This window comes from Citrobacter sp. wls827 (genome assembly GCF_005280875.1).
In the GTDB taxonomy this organism is placed as follows: Bacteria; Pseudomonadota; Gammaproteobacteria; order Enterobacterales; family Enterobacteriaceae; genus Citrobacter; species Citrobacter youngae.
Window position 1 is genome coordinate 123,033 of record NZ_SZWR01000023.1, and the last position, 19,687, is coordinate 142,719.

The 19,687-nt window shown below is 54.2% G+C and carries 13 protein-coding genes; 10 read left to right on the top strand and 3 right to left on the bottom strand.

Annotated features, from left to right (window positions below; genetic code table 11):
* Positions 1-182: 182 nt before the first annotated feature.
* Positions 183-776 (bottom strand): NAAT family transporter YhgN, encoded by a 594-nt coding sequence (gene yhgN / locus FDX03_RS20070; RefSeq protein WP_003023480.1) that lies wholly within the window; start codon positions 774-776, stop codon positions 183-185.
* A 318-nt stretch (positions 777-1,094) separates the two neighbouring features.
* Between yhgN and asd the strand changes: the two genes are divergently transcribed.
* From asd to glgP, 6 genes are all read left to right on the top strand, one after another.
* Entirely contained in the window at positions 1,095-2,201 is a 1,107-nt protein-coding gene (asd, locus tag FDX03_RS20075; RefSeq protein WP_003023482.1) for an aspartate-semialdehyde dehydrogenase, read from the top strand.
* 273 nt (positions 2,202-2,474) lie between these two features.
* On the top strand, positions 2,475-4,661 hold the full coding sequence (gene glgB / locus FDX03_RS20080) for a 1,4-alpha-glucan branching enzyme (protein ID WP_137346484.1): 2,187 nt from the start codon (positions 2,475-2,477) through the stop codon (positions 4,659-4,661).
* Positions 4,658-6,634, top strand: a complete 1,977-nt coding sequence (gene glgX / locus FDX03_RS20085) for a glycogen debranching protein GlgX (protein WP_137346485.1) — start codon at positions 4,658-4,660, stop codon at positions 6,632-6,634. Before glgB ends, glgX begins: the two co-directional genes overlap by 4 nt.
* A 13-nt stretch (positions 6,635-6,647) precedes the next feature.
* A complete protein-coding gene (gene glgC, locus FDX03_RS20090) occupies positions 6,648-7,943 on the top strand; it encodes a glucose-1-phosphate adenylyltransferase (protein ID WP_115642743.1) in 1,296 nt (431 codons plus the stop codon).
* Positions 7,943-9,376, top strand: a complete 1,434-nt coding sequence (glgA, locus tag FDX03_RS20095; protein ID WP_137346486.1) for a glycogen synthase GlgA — start codon at positions 7,943-7,945, stop codon at positions 9,374-9,376. Before glgC ends, glgA begins: the two co-directional genes overlap by 1 nt.
* 19 nt (positions 9,377-9,395) lie before the next feature.
* A complete protein-coding gene (gene glgP, locus FDX03_RS20100) occupies positions 9,396-11,843 on the top strand; it encodes a glycogen phosphorylase (protein ID WP_048213566.1) in 2,448 nt (815 codons plus the stop codon).
* Positions 11,844-11,933: 90 nt separating this feature from the next.
* Here glgP and glpD read toward each other — a convergent pair whose 3' ends face one another.
* Positions 11,934-13,442 carry a glycerol-3-phosphate dehydrogenase gene (gene glpD, locus FDX03_RS20105; RefSeq protein WP_048213565.1) on the bottom strand — a complete coding sequence of 503 codons (1,509 nt, stop codon included), beginning with the start codon at positions 13,440-13,442 and terminating at the stop codon, positions 11,934-11,936.
* A 197-nt stretch (positions 13,443-13,639) separates the two neighbouring features.
* Here glpD and glpE point away from each other — a divergent pair, with 197 nt between their 5' ends.
* The 3 genes from glpE (at position 13,640) to FDX03_RS20120 (ending at position 15,646) form a co-directional block, all read left to right on the top strand.
* The gene (glpE, locus tag FDX03_RS20110) at positions 13,640-13,966 is read left to right on the top strand and encodes a thiosulfate sulfurtransferase GlpE (protein ID WP_048213564.1); all 327 of its coding nucleotides are present in this window, start codon (positions 13,640-13,642) and stop codon (positions 13,964-13,966) included.
* A gap of 75 nt (positions 13,967-14,041) precedes the next feature.
* On the top strand, positions 14,042-14,872 hold the full coding sequence (gene glpG / locus FDX03_RS20115; RefSeq protein WP_048213800.1) for a rhomboid family intramembrane serine protease GlpG: 831 nt from the start codon (positions 14,042-14,044) through the stop codon (positions 14,870-14,872).
* A 15-nt stretch (positions 14,873-14,887) separates the two neighbouring features.
* A complete protein-coding gene (locus FDX03_RS20120) occupies positions 14,888-15,646 on the top strand; it encodes a DeoR/GlpR family transcriptional regulator (protein WP_003023499.1) in 759 nt (252 codons plus the stop codon).
* 41 nt (positions 15,647-15,687) lie between these two features.
* On the opposite strand, the gene malT is transcribed toward FDX03_RS20120, so the two are convergent.
* Positions 15,688-18,393 carry an HTH-type transcriptional regulator MalT gene (gene malT, locus FDX03_RS20125; protein WP_048213563.1) on the bottom strand — a complete coding sequence of 902 codons (2,706 nt, stop codon included), beginning with the start codon at positions 18,391-18,393 and terminating at the stop codon, positions 15,688-15,690.
* 627 nt (positions 18,394-19,020) lie between these two features.
* Here malT and FDX03_RS23715 point away from each other — a divergent pair.
* The coding region (locus FDX03_RS23715; RefSeq protein ID WP_249357128.1) for a glycogen/starch/alpha-glucan phosphorylase at positions 19,021-19,687 on the top strand (667 nt) is incomplete at its 3' end.

Sequence of the window (19,687 nt, forward strand, 5' to 3'; positions counted from 1 at the left end):
GCGGGAAGGAATAAGGCGAGGGAACCGCGACGCGGCGATTTTCCTGCCGGAGAGCCGGGATTGTTAAGGGGGCTGCGTAGCCCCCTTAACACGTTCACTGGTGACGAGATCTCAGAGAAGCAATGAACATAACGTGAACGGAATCGTTCTCTGAAATGCCATGCTCTCCAGCTTCAAAACGGTCACCCCTTCATCCACATCCGTACGCCATCAAGGAACATCTGGGTGGCCATCATCACCAGAATCAGCCCCATCAGGCGCTCCAGCGCGTTCACCCCTTTCTCCCCCAGCAGACGTAAAAACAGCGACGACTGCAACAGAATCACAAACGTACCGCCCCAGGCGATCAGCAGGGCAATCACCAGATGCCCCATCTGGTTCGGGTACTGATGCGACAACAGCATTAATGAGGCCAGGATTGTTGGGCCTGCCACCAGCGGAATCGCCAACGGAACGATAAACGGCTCTTCACCAGCTGGAAGCCCGGTGCTATTCCCGGTGGCGCTGGGGAAAATCATCTTAATGGCGATCAGGAACAAAATGATGCCCCCGGAGATAGAGACGGTTTCCGCGCGCAGGTTAAGAAATGCCAGAATTTTCTCGCCCGCAAACAGGAATATCAGCATCACCAACAGCGCAATGAACAGCTCGCGAATCATAATCGCGCGGCGGCGTTTTGGTTCGGTATGTTTCAATACGGACATGAAAATGGGCAGATTTCCGAGTGGATCCATAATCAGGATCAATAAAACTGCCGCTGAAATGATTTCATTCATAACTCAAATTCCCTGATAATTACCGCGGACTTTCTGCTTGCTTGCGCAGCGGGATAAGTCGCATTACTGATGGCTTCGCTATCATTGATTAATTTCACTTGCGACTTTGGCTGCATTTTGTATGGTGAAGGATATGCCACCAGGACACTGGCATACATATACGCATCATCCTTCAAACTGCCTCTTTGTTGGCTTCACTCAGAAACCCCAATCGCATAGTTTTCTATGCTCATGGGGATTTCTTCGCTTGCCGCCTCGATGCATTTTGAATGATTTTACGTATAAACACAGCACACATCTCTGCAGGAAAAAAACGCTATGAAAAATGTTGGTTTTATCGGCTGGCGCGGTATGGTCGGCTCTGTTCTCATGCAACGCATGGTTGAGGAGCGTGACTTCGACGCCATTCGCCCTGTTTTCTTTTCTACTTCCCAGCTCGGGCAGGCGGCACCGACATTCGGTGGAACCGCGACCGGCACGCTTCAGGACGCTTTTGATCTGGATGCGCTGAAGGCGCTCGATATCATCGTGACCTGTCAGGGCGGCGATTATACCAACGAAATCTATCCAAAGCTTCGTGAAAGCGGTTGGCAGGGTTACTGGATTGACGCGGCCTCTTCGCTGCGTATGAAAGACGATGCCATCATTATTCTCGATCCGGTTAACCAGGATGTCATCACCGATGGCCTGAATAAAGGGATTAAGACCTTTGTCGGCGGTAACTGTACCGTTAGCCTGATGCTGATGTCCCTCGGTGGCCTGTTTGCCAACGACCTGGTCGACTGGGTCTCCGTGGCGACCTATCAGGCGGCTTCCGGCGGCGGCGCGCGTCATATGCGCGAGCTGTTGTCTCAGATGGGTCATCTGTATGGCCATGTGGCCGATGAACTGGCGACCCCATCCTCTGCTATTCTCGATATCGAACGTAAAGTAACGACGCTGTCCCGTAGCGGTGAACTGCCGGTTGATAACTTTGGCGTACCGCTGGCCGGTAGCCTGATTCCGTGGATCGACAAACAGCTCGATAACGGTCAGAGCCGTGAAGAGTGGAAGGGACAGGCGGAAACCAACAAAATTCTCAACACGTCTTCCGTGATCCCGGTTGATGGTCTGTGCGTGCGCGTCGGCGCGCTGCGCTGCCACAGCCAGGCGTTCACCATCAAACTGAAAAAAGATGTGTCTATTCCGACTGTGGAAGAACTGCTGGCGGCGCACAACCCGTGGGCGAAAGTAGTACCAAACGATCGTGAAATCACCATGCGTGAGTTAACCCCGGCGGCCGTTACCGGCACGTTGACCACGCCAGTAGGTCGTCTGCGTAAGCTGAATATGGGACCGGAGTTCCTGTCAGCCTTTACCGTAGGTGACCAGCTGCTTTGGGGTGCTGCGGAGCCATTGCGCCGCATGTTACGTCAACTGGCGTAATGGTTTGTTAATGATCAAAGGGTGCTGAGTCACCCTTTTTTTTGCGTAATACAGGAGTAAGCGCAGATGTTTCATTTTTTACCAGGAGTAAGATAAAGCATTGGCTATTCTTTAAGGGTGACTTAGTACCGGAGGTATTAAGTTGTTGCCTGAAGGTGGGACGACGCAGAGAGGATGCACAATTGTGCTGCGCCGTTCAGGTCAAAAAAAGTGTCGCTACCTGATGTCGAAAATCAGTTGGAAGGGGTGACACCATAAAACAGGAAGACAACCATGTCCGTTCGTATCGATAGAGACGTGATTAATGCGCTAATTGCAGGCCATTTTGCGGATCCTTTTTCCGTACTCGGTATGCACCAAACTGACGCTGGACTTGAAGTCCGCGCCTTATTACCTGACGCCACCGAAGTGTGGGTGATCGAACCCAAAACCGGACGCAAAGTCGGCAAGCTGGATTGCCTCGACTCTCGCGGTTTTTTCTGTGCTGTACTTCCCCGCCGTAAAAATTTCTTTCGCTATCAGTTGGCCGTTGTCTGGCATGGACAGCAGAATCTGATTGATGACCCTTATCGTTTTGGCCCATTGATCCAGGATATGGATGCCTGGCTGCTATCTGAAGGTACGCACCTGCGACCTTACGAAACGCTGGGTGCGCATGCGGATACCATGGATGGCGTCACCGGTACGCGCTTCTCCGTCTGGGCGCCGAATGCACAGCGTGTTTCAGTCGTGGGACAGTTCAACTACTGGGATGGCCGTCGCCACCCGATGCGCCTGCGCAAAGAAAGCGGTATCTGGGAGCTGTTTATCCCCGGTGCCCAGCAGGGTCAGCTGTATAAATATGAGATGATCGATGCCAACGGTAAGCTGCGAATCAAAGCGGACCCTTACGCGTTTGAAGCGCAAATGCGCCCGGAAACCGCGTCGCTTATCTGTGGTTTGCCGGAAAAAGTGGTGCAAAGCGAGGAGCGTAAAAAAGCCAACCAGTTTGATGCGCCGATTTCTATCTATGAAGTGCACCTGGGGTCATGGCGTCGTCATACCGACAACAACTTCTGGCTGAGCTACCGTGAGCTGGCGGATCAGCTGGTGCCTTACGCCAGGTGGATGGGCTTTACCCACCTTGAACTGTTGCCGATTAACGAGCATCCGTTCGACGGTAGCTGGGGTTACCAACCTACCGGCATGTATGCGCCGACCCGTCGATTTGGTACGCGCGATGACTTCCGCTATTTTGTGAATGCCGCGCATCAGGCGGGGCTGAACGTCATTCTCGACTGGGTGCCGGGTCATTTCCCGTCGGACGACTTTGGTCTGGCTCAGTTTGATGGCACCAGTTTGTATGAACACAGCGATCCGCGTGAAGGCTATCACCAGGACTGGAACACGCTGATCTACAACTATGGCCGCCGTGAAGTCAGCAACTATCTGGTGGGCAACGCCCTGTACTGGATTGAACGCTTTGGTATCGATGCGCTGCGCGTGGATGCCGTAGCATCGATGATTTATCGCGACTACAGCCGTAAAGAAGGGGAATGGGTTCCGAACGAATTTGGTGGTCGCGAAAACCTCGAAGCCATTGAGTTCTTGCGCAATACCAACCGTATTCTTGGCGAACAGGTGCCGGGTGCGGTGAGCATGGCGGAAGAGTCCACTGATTTTGCTGGCGTTTCAAGACCGCAGGACATGGGCGGTTTAGGGTTCTGGTATAAGTGGAACCTCGGCTGGATGCACGACACGCTGGACTACATGAAACTGGACCCGGTTCATCGTCAGTACCATCACGATAAGCTGACCTTCGGCATGCTGTACAACTACACCGAAAACTTTGTCCTGCCGCTGTCGCATGACGAAGTGGTACACGGTAAAAAATCCATTCTCGATCGCATGCCGGGAGACGCATGGCAGAAGTTTGCCAACCTGCGCGCCTACTACGGCTGGATGTGGGCCTTCCCAGGCAAGAAACTGCTGTTTATGGGCAACGAGTTTGCGCAGGGACGTGAATGGAACCACGACGCCAGCCTCGACTGGCACCTGCTGGAAGGCGGCGACAACTGGCACCACGGCGTACAGCGTCTGGTGCGCGATCTGAACCTCACCTATCGTCATCACAAAGCGCTGCACGAGCTCGACTTTGATGCCTATGGCTTTGAGTGGCTGGTGGTGGATGACAACGAACGTTCGGTGCTGGCTTTCGTGCGTCGTGACAAGGTCGGCAATGAAATCATCGTGGTTAGTAACTTTACGCCTGTGCCCCGCCACGGCTATCGCTTCGGTATCAATCAGCCGGGGAAATGGCGTGAGATCCTCAACACCGACTCGATGCATTACCACGGCAGCAATACCGGCAACGGCGGTGCGGTGCACAGTGATGAAATCGCCAGTCATGGTCGGCAGCATTCACTGAGCCTCACGTTGCCGCCGTTGGCAACGATCTGGCTGGTTCGGGAGGGGGAATGACGCAACTGGCAACCGGCAACGCCACCCCCCATGGTGCAACGTATGACGGCCATGGCGTTAATTTTACTCTCTTCTCAGCCCACGCTGAACGCGTTGAATTATGCGTATTTGACGAGGACGGTTGCGAACTCCGCTACGACCTGCCGGGGCGTAGCGGCGATGTCTGGCACGGCTATCTGGCCAACGCCCGGCCCGGTCTGCGCTATGGCTATCGCGTCCATGGCCCATGGCAACCGCAGCAGGGCCACCGGTTTAACCCGGCGAAACTGCTGCTCGACCCTTGCGCCCGTCGGGTCGAGGGCGAGTTAAAAGATAACCCACTGTTGCACGGTGGGCTAAATGAACCGGATCACCGTGATAACGCCGCCATCGCGCTGAAGGGCGTGGTGGTGTCCGACCATTATGACTGGGAGGATGATGCCGCGCCGCGCACGCCGTGGGGCAATACCGTGATTTACGAAGCGCATGTCAAAGGGCTGACGTATTTGCATCCTGACCTGCCGGAAGAAATTCGCGGAACCTACAAAGCGCTGGGTCATCCGGTGATGATCGACTATTTCAAACACCTCGGCATTACCGCGCTGGAGCTGCTACCGGTGGCGCATTTCGCCAGCGAGCCACGGCTTCAACGGCTGGGCCTGTCGAACTACTGGGGATACAACCCGGTGGCGATGTTCGCGCTGCATCCGGCCTATGCCTGCTCGCCAGAGAGTGCGCTGGATGAGTTTCGTGATGCGGTGAAAGCGCTGCACAAAGCGGGGATTGAGGTCATTCTCGATATCGTTTTGAACCATAGCGCCGAGCTGGATCTTGAAGGACCGGTCTTCTCCCTGCGCGGAATTGATAACCGTAGCTATTATTGGATCAGGGACGATGGTGATTACTACAACTGGACCGGCTGCGGGAACACCCTCAACCTGAGCCATCCTGGCGTTGTGGAATACGCATGTGAATGCCTGCGTTATTGGGTGGAAACCTGCCACGTGGACGGCTTTCGTTTTGATTTAGCATCCGTCATGGGGCGTACGCCTGCGTTTCGTCAGGATGCGCCGCTGTTTACCGCGATCCAAAACTGTCCGCTGCTCTCTCGCGTCAAACTGATTGCGGAACCGTGGGATATTGGTGAAGGCGGGTATCAGGTGGGGAATTTCCCACCACCGTTTGCCGAGTGGAATGACCATTTTCGCGACGCAAGTCGACGCTTCTGGCTTCAGCGTAATCTGTCTTTAGGTGAGTTTGCCGGACGTTTCGCTGCATCCAGCGATGTGTTTAAACGCAATGGCCGCAAACCCAGCGCCACGGTCAATCTGGTGACCGCGCACGACGGTTTTACGCTACGCGACTGTGTGTGCTTCACAAATAAGCACAATGAAGCGAATGGTGAGGAAAATCGCGACGGCACTAGCAATAACTACAGCGACAATCATGGTAAAGAAGGATTAGGCGGCACGCTGGACCTGATTGAACGGCGGCGCGACAGCATTCATGCGCTGTTAACCACGCTGTTGCTCTCCCAGGGGACGCCGATGTTGCTGGCGGGCGATGAGCATGGTCATAGCCAGCACGGCAACAATAACGCTTACTGTCAGGATAACGCCTTAACCTGGCTGGACTGGCAGCAGGCAAACAGTGGGCTAACCACATTTACTGCCGCGCTGATTCATCTGCGCCGTCAAATACCTGCATTAACGGGGGATTGCTGGTGGGAAGAGGGCGATGGCAATGTTCGTTGGCTGAATAAGTACGCACAACCCTTAAGTGCGGATGAGTGGCAAAACGGCCCGAGGCAGATGCAAATCCAGCTTTCAGACCGTTTTCTGATTGCAATAAACGCCACGCTTGAGGTGACAGATATCGTTTTACCTGAAGGGGAATGGCACGCCATTCCCCCATTTGCCGGAGAGGATAATCCGGTGCTTACGGCTGTCTGGCAGGGACCTGCGCACGGACTGTGTGTGTTCCAGAGAAGATAAAAAGGAGTTAGTCATGGTGAGTTTAGAGAAGAACGATCGTGTAATGTTGGCGCGCCAGCTGCCATTAAAATCTGTTGCCCTGATCCTGGCCGGTGGCCGCGGAACCCGTCTGAAAGATTTAACCAACAAACGAGCCAAGCCTGCCGTGCACTTTGGCGGTAAGTTCCGCATTATCGATTTTGCTTTATCCAACTGCATTAACTCCGGGATCCGCCGTATCGGCGTGATCACTCAGTACCAGTCCCACACGCTGGTGCAGCATATTCAGCGCGGCTGGTCGTTCTTTAGCGAAGAGATGAACGAGTTCGTCGATCTGCTGCCTGCCCAGCAGAGAATGCAGGGTGAAAACTGGTATCGCGGCACGGCGGACGCGGTGACCCAAAACCTGGATATCATTCGACGCTATAAAGCGGAATATGTGGTGATCCTCGCGGGCGATCATATTTATAAGCAGGACTACTCACGCATGCTGATCGACCACGTCGAGAAAGGCGCGCGCTGCACCGTGGCCTGTATGCCTGTGCCGATCGAAGAAGCCAGCGCGTTTGGCGTAATGGATGTTGATGAAAACGACAAAATTATCGAATTCGTTGAAAAACCCTCCAACCCGCCGGCGATGCCGAATGATCCGACCAAATCCCTTGCCAGTATGGGGATCTACGTTTTTAACGCCGATTACCTGTATGAATTGCTGGCGGAAGATGACCTCGATGAAAACTCCAGCCACGATTTCGGCAAAGACATTATCCCGAAAATCACTGAAGCTGGCATGGCGTATGCACATCCATTCCCGTTGTCCTGCGTGCAGTCTGACCCGGAATCCGAGCCGTACTGGCGCGATGTGGGAACGCTGGAGGCCTACTGGAAGGCGAACCTCGATCTGGCTTCGGTGACGCCTGAACTGGATATGTACGACCAGGACTGGCCAATCCGAACGCACATGGAATCGCTGCCTCCGGCGAAATTTGTACAGGACCGTTCCGGCAGCCACGGCATGACGCTGAACTCGCTGGTTTCCGGTGGCTGTATTATTTCGGGTTCGGTGGTGGTGCAGTCCGTACTGTTTCCGCGCGTGCGGGTGAATTCTTTCTGTAACATTGATTCGGCAGTGTTGTTACCTGAAGTGTGGGTTGGACGTTCGTGCCGCTTACGTCGTTGCATTATCGATCGCGCCTGCATCATTCCTGAGGGCATGGTGATTGGCGAAAATGCGGAAGAAGATGCTCGTCGCTTCTACCGCTCAGAGGAAGGCATTGTGCTGGTCACGCGTGAAATGCTACGCAAACTGCAAATCAAACAGGAGCGATAATGCAGGTTTTACACGTTTGTTCAGAGATGTTCCCCCTGTTAAAAACCGGGGGACTGGCGGATGTTATTGGGGCGTTACCTGCGGCACAAATTGCGGACGGTGTGGATGCCCGCGTATTGCTTCCGGCGTTTCCTGATATTCGTCGCGGCATTCCCGATGCGCAGGTCGTGACGCGTCGGGATACCTTCGCCGGACGGATAACGCTGTTATTCGGACATTACAACGGCGTCGGCATTTATATGATTGATGCGCCACATCTCTATGACCGTCCCGGGAGCCCGTATCACGATACGAACCTGTTTGCGTATACCGATAACGTGCTGCGTTTTGCGCTGTTGGGTTGGGTCGGCTGTGAAATGGCCTGCGGCCTTGATCCATTCTGGCGCCCGGATGTGGTGCATGCGCACGACTGGCATGCCGGTCTGGCCCCGGCGTATCTGGCGGCGCGCGGCCATCCGGCGAAATCGGTGTTCACCGTACACAACCTGGCGTATCAAGGCATGTTTTATGCAAAGCATATGGATGACATCCAATTGCCATGGTCGTTCTTTAATGTGCACGGGCTGGAGTTTAACGGCCAGATTTCGTTCCTGAAGGCCGGGTTGTACTACGCCGACCACATTACGGCGGTCAGTCCGACCTACGCGCGGGAAATTACCGAGGCGCAGTTCGCCTACGGCATGGAAGGTTTGTTGCAGCAGCGCCATCGCGAAGGGCGTCTTTCCGGCGTGCTGAACGGTGTTGATGAAAAAATCTGGAGCCCGGAAACCGATCTGCTGCTGGCGTCGCGCTATACGCGTGACACGCTGGAAGAGAAGGCGGAGAACAAACGGCAGCTACAGATCGCGATGGGACTTAAGGTTAACGATAAAGTGCCGCTGTTTGCTGTAGTCAGTCGCCTGACCAGCCAGAAAGGGTTGGATCTGGTGCTGGAAGCGTTGCCGGGGTTGTTAGAGCAGGGCGGACAACTGGCGTTGCTCGGCGCGGGCGAGCCGGTATTGCAGGAAGGTTTCCTCGCCGCGGCGGCGGAACATCCGGGCCAGGTGGGCGTACAGATTGGCTATCATGAAGCCTTCTCGCATCGCATCATGGGCGGGGCTGATGTGATATTGGTGCCCAGCCGTTTTGAGCCGTGTGGCTTAACACAATTGTATGGACTGAAGTACGGCACGTTGCCGCTGGTGCGACGTACCGGTGGGCTGGCTGATACGGTGTCTGATAGTTCGCTGGAGAACCTGGCGGACGGTATCGCCAGTGGGTTTGTATTTGAAGATAGTAATGCCTGGTCGCTGCTACGGGCGATCCGGCGTGCTTTCGTATTGTGGTCCCGGCCTTCGCTGTGGCGGTTTGTACAACGTCAGGCCATGACCATGGATTTTAGCTGGCAAGTCGCGGCGAAGTCATACCGTGAGCTTTACTATCGCTTGAAATAGTTATCCAGGAATCACCTATATGAATGCTCCATTTACTTATGCATCGCCCACACTCAGCGTAGAGGCACTTAAGCATTCTATTGCCTACAAGCTGATGTTCACGATTGGTAAAGACCCGGTCATTGCCAATAAACATGAGTGGCTGAACGCCACATTGTTCGCGGTGCGCGATCGTCTCGTGGAGCGCTGGCTGCGTTCTAATCGTGCGCAATTATCTCAGGAAACTCGTCAGGTCTATTACCTGTCTATGGAGTTCCTGATTGGCCGCACGCTTTCCAATGCACTGTTATCGTTGGGGATTTATGACGATGTCAAAAATGCGCTGGAAGGCATGGGGCTGGATCTTGAAGATCTGATCGACGAAGAAAACGACCCGGGTCTTGGCAACGGTGGCCTCGGGCGCCTGGCGGCCTGCTTCCTGGACTCGCTGGCAACGCTGGGACTGCCGGGACGCGGCTACGGTATTCGCTATGACTACGGCATGTTCAAGCAAAACATTGTTGATGGCCGACAGAAAGAGTCGCCGGACTACTGGCTGGAATACGGTAACCCATGGGAGTTCAAACGCCACAATACGCGCTACAAAGTGCGTTTTGGCGGGCGTATTCAGCAGGAAGGCAAGAAAACGCGCTGGATAGAAACTGAAGAGATCCTCGCGGTTGCCTACGACCAGATTATCCCCGGTTACGACACTGATGCCACCAACACGCTGCGCCTGTGGAATGCACAGGCCAGTAGCGAAATCAACCTTGGTAAATTCAATCAGGGCGATTACTTTGCGGCGGTGGAAGATAAAAACCACTCCGAGAACGTTTCCCGCGTGCTGTATCCGGATGACTCCACCTATTCGGGACGCGAGCTGCGCTTGCGTCAGGAGTATTTCCTGGTCTCCGCCACGGTGCAGGATATCCTGAGTCGTCATTACCAACTGCACAAAACCTACGACAACCTGGCTGACAAAATTGCTATTCACCTCAATGACACCCATCCGGTGCTGTCGATCCCTGAGCTGATGCGTCTGCTGATTGATGAGCACAAGTTTAGCTGGGACGATGCCTTTGAGGTGTGCTGTCAGGTCTTCTCGTATACCAACCATACGCTGATGAGCGAGGCGCTGGAAACCTGGCCGGTGGATATGCTGGGTAAAATTCTGCCGCGCCACCTGCAAATTATCTTTGAGATTAACGATTACTTCCTGAAAACGCTGCAGGAGCAGTATCCGAGCGATACGGGTCTGTTGGGGCGGACGTCGATCATCGATGAATCCAACGGCCGCCGGGTGCGTATGGCATGGCTGGCGGTGGTGGTGAGCCACAAGGTTAACGGCGTGTCGGAACTGCACTCCAACCTGATGGTACAGTCGCTGTTTGCTGACTTTGCGAAGATCTTCCCGACCCGTTTTTGCAACGTTACCAACGGCGTGACGCCGCGTCGCTGGCTGGCGCTGGCGAATCCGGCGCTTTCCAATGTGCTGGATGAGAACATTGGCCGTACCTGGCGCACCGATCTCAGTCAGCTCAGCGAACTGGAACAACACTGCGATTACCCGCTGGTAAATCAGGCGGTGCGTCATGCGAAGCTGGAGAACAAAAAGCGACTGGCGACGCTCATCGCGCAGCAGTTGAATGTGGTGGTGAATCCGAAATCGCTGTTTGATGTGCAGATAAAGCGTATTCACGAATACAAACGTCAGTTGATGAACGTGCTGCATGTGATCACCCGCTACAACCGCATTAAGGCCGATCCTGACGCCGAGTGGGTGCCGCGTGTGAATATCTTCGCCGGTAAAGCGGCTTCGGCCTATTACATGGCGAAGCACATCATTCACCTGATTAACGATGTCGCGAAAGTGATCAACAACGATCCACAGATTGGCGACAAACTGAAAGTGGTGTTTATTCCTAACTACAGCGTCAGCCTGGCGCAGGTGATTATTCCTGCCGCCGACCTGTCTGAGCAGATTTCACTGGCCGGGACCGAAGCCTCCGGGACCAGTAACATGAAATTTGCGCTGAATGGCGCGTTGACCATCGGTACGCTGGATGGTGCCAACGTCGAGATGCTGGAACATGTGGGCGCAGAAAATATCTTTATCTTTGGTAATACGGCGGAAGAGGTTGAAGCCTTACGTAGTCAGGGCTACAAGCCGCGTGAGTATTACGAGAAAGACGAAGAGCTGCACCAGGTGCTGACGCAGATTGGCAGCGGCGTATTTAGTCCTGAGGAGCCGGGACGCTATCGCGACCTGGTGGACTCATTGATTAACTTTGGCGACCACTATCAGGTGCTGGCGGATTATCGCAGCTACGTTGATTGCCAGGATAAGGTTGATGAACTGTATCGTCATCCGGAAGAGTGGACCACCAAGTCGATGATTAATATCGCCAACATGGGCTACTTCTCGTCGGACAGGACGATCAAAGAGTACGCCGAAAACATCTGGCATATTGATTCGGTGCGGTTGTAAAACACGAGGCCGGGGGCGCTTCGCTTGCCCGGCCTACGTTTATGCACTTTTGTAGGCCGGATAAGGCGTCGCCGCCATCCGGCATTTTTATCAGGACGCCAGCGACAGCTGGTGCTTCTCAATGTATTCAGCCAGCCACTGGGTCATGCGTGACTGCTGCTCAGCGTTCAGCCACATACCTTCTTTCGTGCGACGCCACAACGCATCTTCCGCACGACGAACCCATTCGTGATCGACCAGATATTTCAGCTCGGCCTCATAAAACTCATGGCCAAAGTCTTCGCCTAACTCGGCAAGCGAGGTGGCTTCGCCGATGACCCATTCGGTGTTGCTGCCGTAGGTGCGAGAATAATGGCGCGCCAGCGACTCGGTCAGGAACGGGTAGCGACGGCGCAGTTTGGCCGCGTAATCCTCGCGATCGCCGCCGATGTCACCGCCTGGCAGGATGCACTCTTTGGTCCATGCAGGCCCAATGCCCTGATAGTACGACGCCAGTTTTTCCATCGCATGTTCAGCCAGCTTACGGTAGGTCGTCAGCTTGCCGCCAAAGACCGACAGCAGCGGCGCTTTGCCGTTTTCATCATGGATATCCAGCGTGTAATCACGGGTGATAGCCTGCGGCGAGTCGGACTCGTCGTCGCACAGCGGGCGCACGCCTGAGTAAGTCCAGACGATATCATCACGGCCCAGTTGCTTCTTAAAGTGCGCGTTGTAGACCTTCAGCAGGTAATTGATTTCACTCTCATCAATTTTCACCGCTTTTGGGTCGCCTTTGTATTCAACGTCGGTCGTCCCGATGATCGAGAATTCGTCCATCCATGGGATGACAAACACAATACGTTTATCTTCGTTTTGCAGGATGTAAGCCTGCTTCTGGGTATGGACGCGCGGCACCACGATGTGGCTGCCTTTAATCAGGCGAATACCGTACGGCGATGGCAGGTGCATGCCGTCGTCGAAGAACTCTTTCACCCACGGGCCGGTAGCGTTGACCAGACCGCGCGCCTGCCAGGTGTGCTTTTTGCCAGTATCGATATCTTCGGCTTCCACAATCCACAAACCGTTTTCACGGCGAGCGGAGGTGGCGCGCGTGCGGGTTAACACTTCTCCGCCTTTGCGTACGACCATTTGGGCATTTGCCAAAACCAGTCGTGCATCGTCTACCCAGCAGTCAGAATATTCGAAACCGCGCACAATCTCAGGTTTCATTACGGAATCTGCGCCAAAACGCAAACCGGTAGAACCTGGCAAACTGGTGCGTTTGCCCAGATGATCGTACATAAAAAGACCAATACGGATCATCCACGCCGGACGCAGATGCGGGCGATGGGGCAGACGAAAGCGCATTGGGAAGGCGATATGCGGTGCCATTTTCAACAGCACTTCACGTTCGGCCAGCGCTTCGCTAACCAGACGGAATTCGTAGTGTTCCAGGTAGCGCAGGCCACCGTGGATGAGTTTGGAGCTGGCGGAAGAGGTGGCACAGGCTAAATCCTGCGCTTCCAGCATCAGCACGGATAAACCGCGTCCAGCGGCATCTGCCGCGATACCGGCACCGTTGATGCCTCCACCTATCACAATCAGATCTTTGGTTTCCATGCTGGCCTCTCGCACTTTCGTTATAGCTCATTAATGTTCGTTATCGAGCATAATAGCAAAGAATCGCGCCATTGGTAACATAGGATAAACAATTTACAGTGATACATATAACATTATGGTGTTGAACTGCCGTCGGGACGTACACTAAGAAGTAACATGTTCGAAAAGCGTCACCTGCAAATAAAGAAGAGAGAGCAATGGATCAGTTTGAATGTATTAATGTCGAAGAAGCGCATCAGAAGCTGCATCAGGGAGCTGCGGTGTTAGTGGATATCCGCGATCCGCAAAGCTATGCGATGGGTCACGCCCCGCAGGCGTTTCATCTGACGAACGACACGCTGGGATCATTTATGCGTGAGCATGATTTCGACACCACTGTGTTGGTGATGTGTTATCACGGCAACAGCAGTAAAGGCGCGGCGCAATATCTTCTGCAGCAGGGCTATGACGCGGTTTACAGCGTTGACGGCGGCTTCGATGCCTGGCATCGACATTTTCCGGCAGAAGTGGCATACGGTTCGTAAGCTAACAAAGATGCAGCCTGAAACGGGCAGGATATATATACTGTCCTCTTTTGTGTGGATGAAGCGACAGCAACCATGTTGATGATTACCTCTTTTGCTAACCCCCGCGTGGCGCAGGCATTTGTTGATTATATGGCGACACAGGGCGTTATCCTGACGATTCAACAACATCAGCAAACGGATGTCTGGTTGGCGGATGAGTCCCAGGCTGAGCGCGTGCATGCAGAACTGGCGCGATTTCTGGAGAACCCGGGCGATCCGCGCTATCTGGCGGCAAGCTGGCAGTCAGGGCAGACCGACAGCGGTTTGCGCTATCAACGCTATCCGTTTCTTGCCACGTTGCGCGAACGTGCGGGTCCGGTGACCTGGGCGGTGATGGCCGCGTGTGTGCTGGTGTTTATCGCAATGAATGTGATGGGTGACCAGGCGGTTATGCTCTGGCTGGCATGGCCGTTTGATCCTACGCTGAAATTTGAATTCTGGCGTTATTTCACCCACGCGTTTATGCACTTCTCACTGATGCACATTCTGTTCAACCTGCTGTGGTGGTGGTATCTCGGCGGCGCGGTTGAAAAACGACTCGGCAGCGGAAAACTAATCGTCATTACCGTAATTAGCGCGCTGTTGAGCGGCTATGTGCAGCAGAAATTTAGCGGCCCGTGGTTCGGTGGACTTTCCGGCGTAGTGTATGCCCTGATGGGCTACGTGTGGTTGCGCGGTGAGCGCGATCCGCAAAGCGGCATTTTCCTGCAGCGTGGTTTGATTATCTTTGCGTTGATGTGGATTGTTGCCGGCTGGTTTGATTTGTTCGGCATGTCGATGGCGAACGGCGCGCATATCGCCGGGCTGGCCGTCGGTCTGGCAATGGCATTTGCTGATACTATTCATGTGCGAAAACGAACGTAATTTCAGGGAACCATAATGAAGCAAACACAACGACATGACGCGATCATCGAACTGGTAAAAAAACAGGGATACGTCAGCACCGAGGAGCTGGTGGAGCATTTCTCCGTCAGCCCACAGACGATTCGCCGCGATCTCAACGATCTGGCCGATCAGAACATGATTTTGCGCCATCACGGCGGCGCGGCGCTGCCCTCCAGCTCGGTCAACACGCCGTGGCATGACCGTAAAGCGACGCAGACGGCGGAAAAAGAGCGCATTGCCCGCAAAGTCGCCACGCAGATCCCGAACGGCTCCACGCTGTTTATTGATATCGGCACCACGCCGGAAGCGGTCGCTCATGCGCTGCTTAATCACAGCAACCTGCGCATTGTGACCAACAACCTCAATGTGGCGAATACGCTGATGGCAAAAGAGGATTTCCGCATTATTCTGGCCGGTGGCGAACTGCGTAGCCGTGACGGCGGTATTATGGGCGAAGCGACCCTCGACTTTATTTCACAGTTCCGTCTGGACTTTGGCATCTTAGGGATAAGCGGTATCGACAGCGATGGTTCGCTGCTGGAATTTGATTATCACGAAGTTCGCACCAAACGCGCCATTATTGAGAATTCACGTCATGTGATGCTGGTGGTGGATCATTCGAAGTTTGGGCGTAATGCGATGGTGAACATGGGCAGTATCAGCATGGTGGATGCAGTATATACCGACACGCTACCGCCTGCTGGCGTGATGCAGGTCATTGCTGACCATCATATCCAGTTAGAGTTGTGCTAAGCGGGTTCCAGGCCTGATACGCATAGCGCATCAGGCGTTAACTAAACGCCATACCCCATCATCTTCAGCAGTTTCTGCGCATGTTGCACCGCATCCTGGCGGTGCGCCACGCCGAGCTTTTGGTACAAATTGCGGATGTGCGTCTTAATGGTCGTCGCGGCAACAGCCAGCTCACCGGCAATCTGCTCGTTGCTGTAGCCAGAATAAATCAGACCGAGAACCTGCCATTCACGCTGGGTCAGCGGGCTGGTACGGATCAGCTCCGGGACGTCCGGGTGGGTGAGCAGGCGTTCAACGAATCCTTCATCAAAGTGGGCGAATTTGTGGCGGTGATGCTGGTTAATCTCACGCAAAATACGCTGCGCACGATGCTGTTCAAGTTCCGGTAATGTGTTGAGCTGAATCAGCTGGCGTAACTGCTGCGCCATGGCCTCGCCTTCGATCACAAAGTGGCTGATGAACCCGGTGCGGTTCGCCAGTTGCAGGGCGTCGAGCAACACCCGCTGTGCGTCATTTTTGCGCCCCGCCTGCCAGTACAACTGATTAAGCAGCAGCAGGTTACGGTTCAGATCGCTCATCAGGCGCAGATTGCGCGCATTTTCATTCAACTCTTCCAGCACAATCTCAGCCGGTTCAAACTCGCCCAGCAGGATCTGCGCACGGGCGATGTTGCGCCATTGTCCTTGCAGGAAGTGGTTATTGGCGAATTCCGGTTTCGGCGTGTGGCGCAGCCAGTTGGCGGCTGAATTTTTGTCGCCGACCATTTGCCAGTAAATCACCCGGACTTTATCAGCGTTGGAGATCCAGTCGCTGTGATAGTGGCCATTACCCAGCAGGTTTTCCAGACGGTTGAGCAGGCTACGCGCGTTGTCCAGATCGCCACGCGCCAGCGAACACTGAACCTGCAGCGCCAGACACTGTAGCTGCTGCTGCGGCTGGAAGGTGGAAAGTAGTTCAATACCCGAGCGGGCAGACGCTTCCGCTTCGTCCAGGCGCGCCCATGCCCACAGGAGCTGCGCACGAATGCGCACCAGGAACTCGTGCATCGGCAGCTGTTCGAGGTGCTGCTCTTTGATCAGCTGGAACGCTTTTTCCTGGATTTCCCAGGCGGCCTGCAAAAAGCCCTGGGCAAACAAGATTTCACTTTGCTGAATAAGACTCCACAGGGCGTAATGCCAGACGTCATGATGGCGCGCCATTTGTTCGGTTTGCTGCATCAACGCCAGAGAACGCGTGAGGTCGCCCTTACAGTGCAGAACTTCGCCGTGTACCGAGGTGGCGACAATTCGGCTATAGAACCAGGCGATGGGTAATTCATCCAGCGCCAGTTTCGCCAGACGCTCGGCTTCATCAGGATTTCCGTCGTTAATCGCGACCTGCGCTCGCAGGGCGTTAAATTCAGCATGTAGCGTCTGTTCCATATCGCCTTTCATTTCCTGCTCAGCGCGCGCCAGCAGGGTATTCACCTCGCCGTAGCGGTGCTGGCTTTGCATCAGCCAGGCTTGCAGCAGAACCAGACGCGGATTTTCCAGCAGGCTTTCCCACGGCAGAGCTTTCAATGACTCTTCAAGTAATGCCAGTTCGCTGTGGTTAAACAGCCCCCACGCATGATTGAGCAGAATGTCGCGCAGCATATGGGCGTCGCCTGCCGCCAGCGCGTGGTGGATGGCTTCGGTCGGAAAACCTTGCGCCATCCAGCTTTCAGCGGCGGCGCGGTGTATTTCGGGAAGTTCGGTAGCTAACTCCCACTGGCAACGCTGGCGTAAAAAGCTGCCAAATAGCGGGTGATAGCTAAACCATTCGCCGACATCATCCATCCGCTGCAGGAATAATCCCTGGCGCTCAATTTCCTCCAGCCGCATTTGGCCGTTTTCTTCGCCCGTGACCCGAACAATCAGCGCATCGTTCATCGAGCGCAGGATGGCGCTTTTTAGCAGGAAATGGCGGGTTCCGATATCGACGCTGTCCAGGACTTCATCGACCAGATAATCGGATAAATGGCTGGCGTTGATACCGGCCAGACGTCGTGCCGACTGGTGGGCGGAATGGTTGTTCTGACGGGCAGATAAGGCGATCAGCTGTAACGCCGTGGCCCAGCCTGCAACGTCATCGCACATGCGGCTACTTTCCGCAGCCTCAATCGGGGAGGACAGGCGACGGTCAAAGAATTGTTTGGCTTCCTGGTGGTTAAACGCCAACTGCTGGCTGCCGATTTCCAGCAGTTGATCGCGTACGCGCAGGTTGGCAATGCCCAGTTGCGGTAGGTTTCGCGACAGCACGACTAACGTCAGATTCTCCGGCTGATGGCGCAGGAAGAAACGCATCGCTTCGTGAATAGCCGGATTGGAGATCAGATGATAATCATCCACGACCAGATAGAGTGGACGATGCCACTCTGCCAGTTCAATGAACAACTGGGCAAACAGTGAAGTCAGGCTGGCATACTGGCGTTTTTGCACCATGGCTTCGCTGGTGGTGCAGTGCCCACCGGTCGCCTGTTGGATTGCCGCAATCAAATAGCTGGCGAAGCGCTCTTGCTGGTTATCGCCTTCATCCAGGGAATACCAGCCTAATTCGTTCTTCCCCGCCGCCCATTGTGAAACAAGCGTTGTTTTTCCATAACCAGCAGGACTTGTTATCAGGGCAAGCCTGAAATTGTTCGCGCCGGAAAGTTTAGCCAGCAGGCGCTCACGAACCACCGTATGGTCGAGTCGAACCGGACGACTTAATTTAGACGGAATCAACATAAGTTAGTCACTTCACTGTGTGAATATGGGGGAAAACGATTTTTTTTGCGCTTCGTAATTAATAGATATAAGGTCGGCCAGAACGGGATTTATTGCAAGCTAAGCGGACTTTTTGTGTGTCTGATTTTGCACTATGTCACAAATCTATACATCTATTGCAATAATTGTTTTAAAGAGTCGCAACAGGCATGGTGACTGGATCCAGCGTTATTTTTACGGGGCGGAATAACTCCTCTTCTTTTATATGGTTACTGTGGTGATGAATAAAAGTCGATGAATTTTGTGCTCGACTTAAAACTTTCATGTGAAATATCTCAAGCAGAATGTGTATTTCAGGTTAGAAACTATTTCTCCGTTTACATATTTTTTCTAAATGTCATCTTCCTGTTTGATATTGTCTGGATAATCCCTTTTGATTAATGCGAAAACCGCGATGCATTTCAGGGGGATGCGCAGAGCCTGCGTATTTATCAGCCATAATACCCCTCGTAAAGTGGCGGCGATCACATTTTAACGCTCATCCCCGCTCCTCCTCCCTACCTAATCCCTGGCAGGATGAGGAAGGTCAACAACGAGCCTGGCAAACTAGCGATAACGTTGTTTATTACCTAAGGACCTGGAATCCCTATGTCACAGCCTACTTTCAACAAAGATCAATTTCAGGCTGCCCTGACGCGTCAGTGGCAGCGCTTCGGTTTATCGTCGGCTCACGAAATGACGTCGCGCCAGTGGTGGCAGGCCGTGAGTGGGGCGTTGGCTGAGTTACTCAGCGCCCAGCCTGCGGTGAAACCGGCAAAAAATCAGCGCCATGTTAACTATATCTCAATGGAGTTTTTGATTGGCCGTCTGACGGGGAACAACTTGCTCAACCTGGGCTGGTATCAGGCGGTGAGCGACGAGCTGAAAGCACACGACATCAACCTGACCGACTTGCTGGAAGAAGAAACCGATCCGGCGTTGGGGAACGGGGGGCTGGGCCGTCTGGCTGCGTGTTTCCTCGACTCGATGGCAACGGTTGGCCAGTCGGCGACGGGCTATGGCCTCAACTATCAGTACGGTTTATTCCGTCAGTCATTTGCTGATGGGCAACAGATGGAAGCTCCGGATGACTGGCATCGCGGCAGCTACCCGTGGTTCCGTCACAACGAAGCGCTGGATGTGCAGGTAGGGATTGGCGGCAAGGTCAGCAAACAAGGCCACTGGGAGCCGGGATTCATCATCACCGGTCAGGCCTGGGATCTACCGGTTCTCGGCTACCGCAACGGCGTGGCGCAGCCGCTGCGTCTGTGGCAGG

Excerpts from the sequence above, each read along its gene's own strand:
- yhgN (WP_003023480.1), bottom strand. The coding sequence starts at position 776 with ATGAATGAAATCATTTCAGCGGCAGTTTTATTGATCCTGATTATGGAT.
- asd (WP_003023482.1), top strand. The coding sequence starts at position 1,095 with ATGAAAAATGTTGGTTTTATCGGCTGGCGCGGTATGGTCGGCTCTGTT.
- glgB (WP_137346484.1), top strand. The coding sequence starts at position 2,475 with ATGTCCGTTCGTATCGATAGAGACGTGATTAATGCGCTAATTGCAGGC.
- glgX (WP_137346485.1), top strand. The coding sequence starts at position 4,658 with ATGACGCAACTGGCAACCGGCAACGCCACCCCCCATGGTGCAACGTAT.
- glgC (WP_115642743.1), top strand. The coding sequence starts at position 6,648 with ATGGTGAGTTTAGAGAAGAACGATCGTGTAATGTTGGCGCGCCAGCTG.
- glgA (WP_137346486.1), top strand. The coding sequence starts at position 7,943 with ATGCAGGTTTTACACGTTTGTTCAGAGATGTTCCCCCTGTTAAAAACC.
- glgP (WP_048213566.1), top strand. The coding sequence starts at position 9,396 with ATGAATGCTCCATTTACTTATGCATCGCCCACACTCAGCGTAGAGGCA.
- glpD (WP_048213565.1), bottom strand. The coding sequence starts at position 13,442 with ATGGAAACCAAAGATCTGATTGTGATAGGTGGAGGCATCAACGGTGCC.
- glpE (WP_048213564.1), top strand. The coding sequence starts at position 13,640 with ATGGATCAGTTTGAATGTATTAATGTCGAAGAAGCGCATCAGAAGCTG.
- glpG (WP_048213800.1), top strand. The coding sequence starts at position 14,042 with ATGTTGATGATTACCTCTTTTGCTAACCCCCGCGTGGCGCAGGCATTT.
- FDX03_RS20120 (WP_003023499.1), top strand. The coding sequence starts at position 14,888 with ATGAAGCAAACACAACGACATGACGCGATCATCGAACTGGTAAAAAAA.
- malT (WP_048213563.1), bottom strand. The coding sequence starts at position 18,393 with ATGTTGATTCCGTCTAAATTAAGTCGTCCGGTTCGACTCGACCATACG.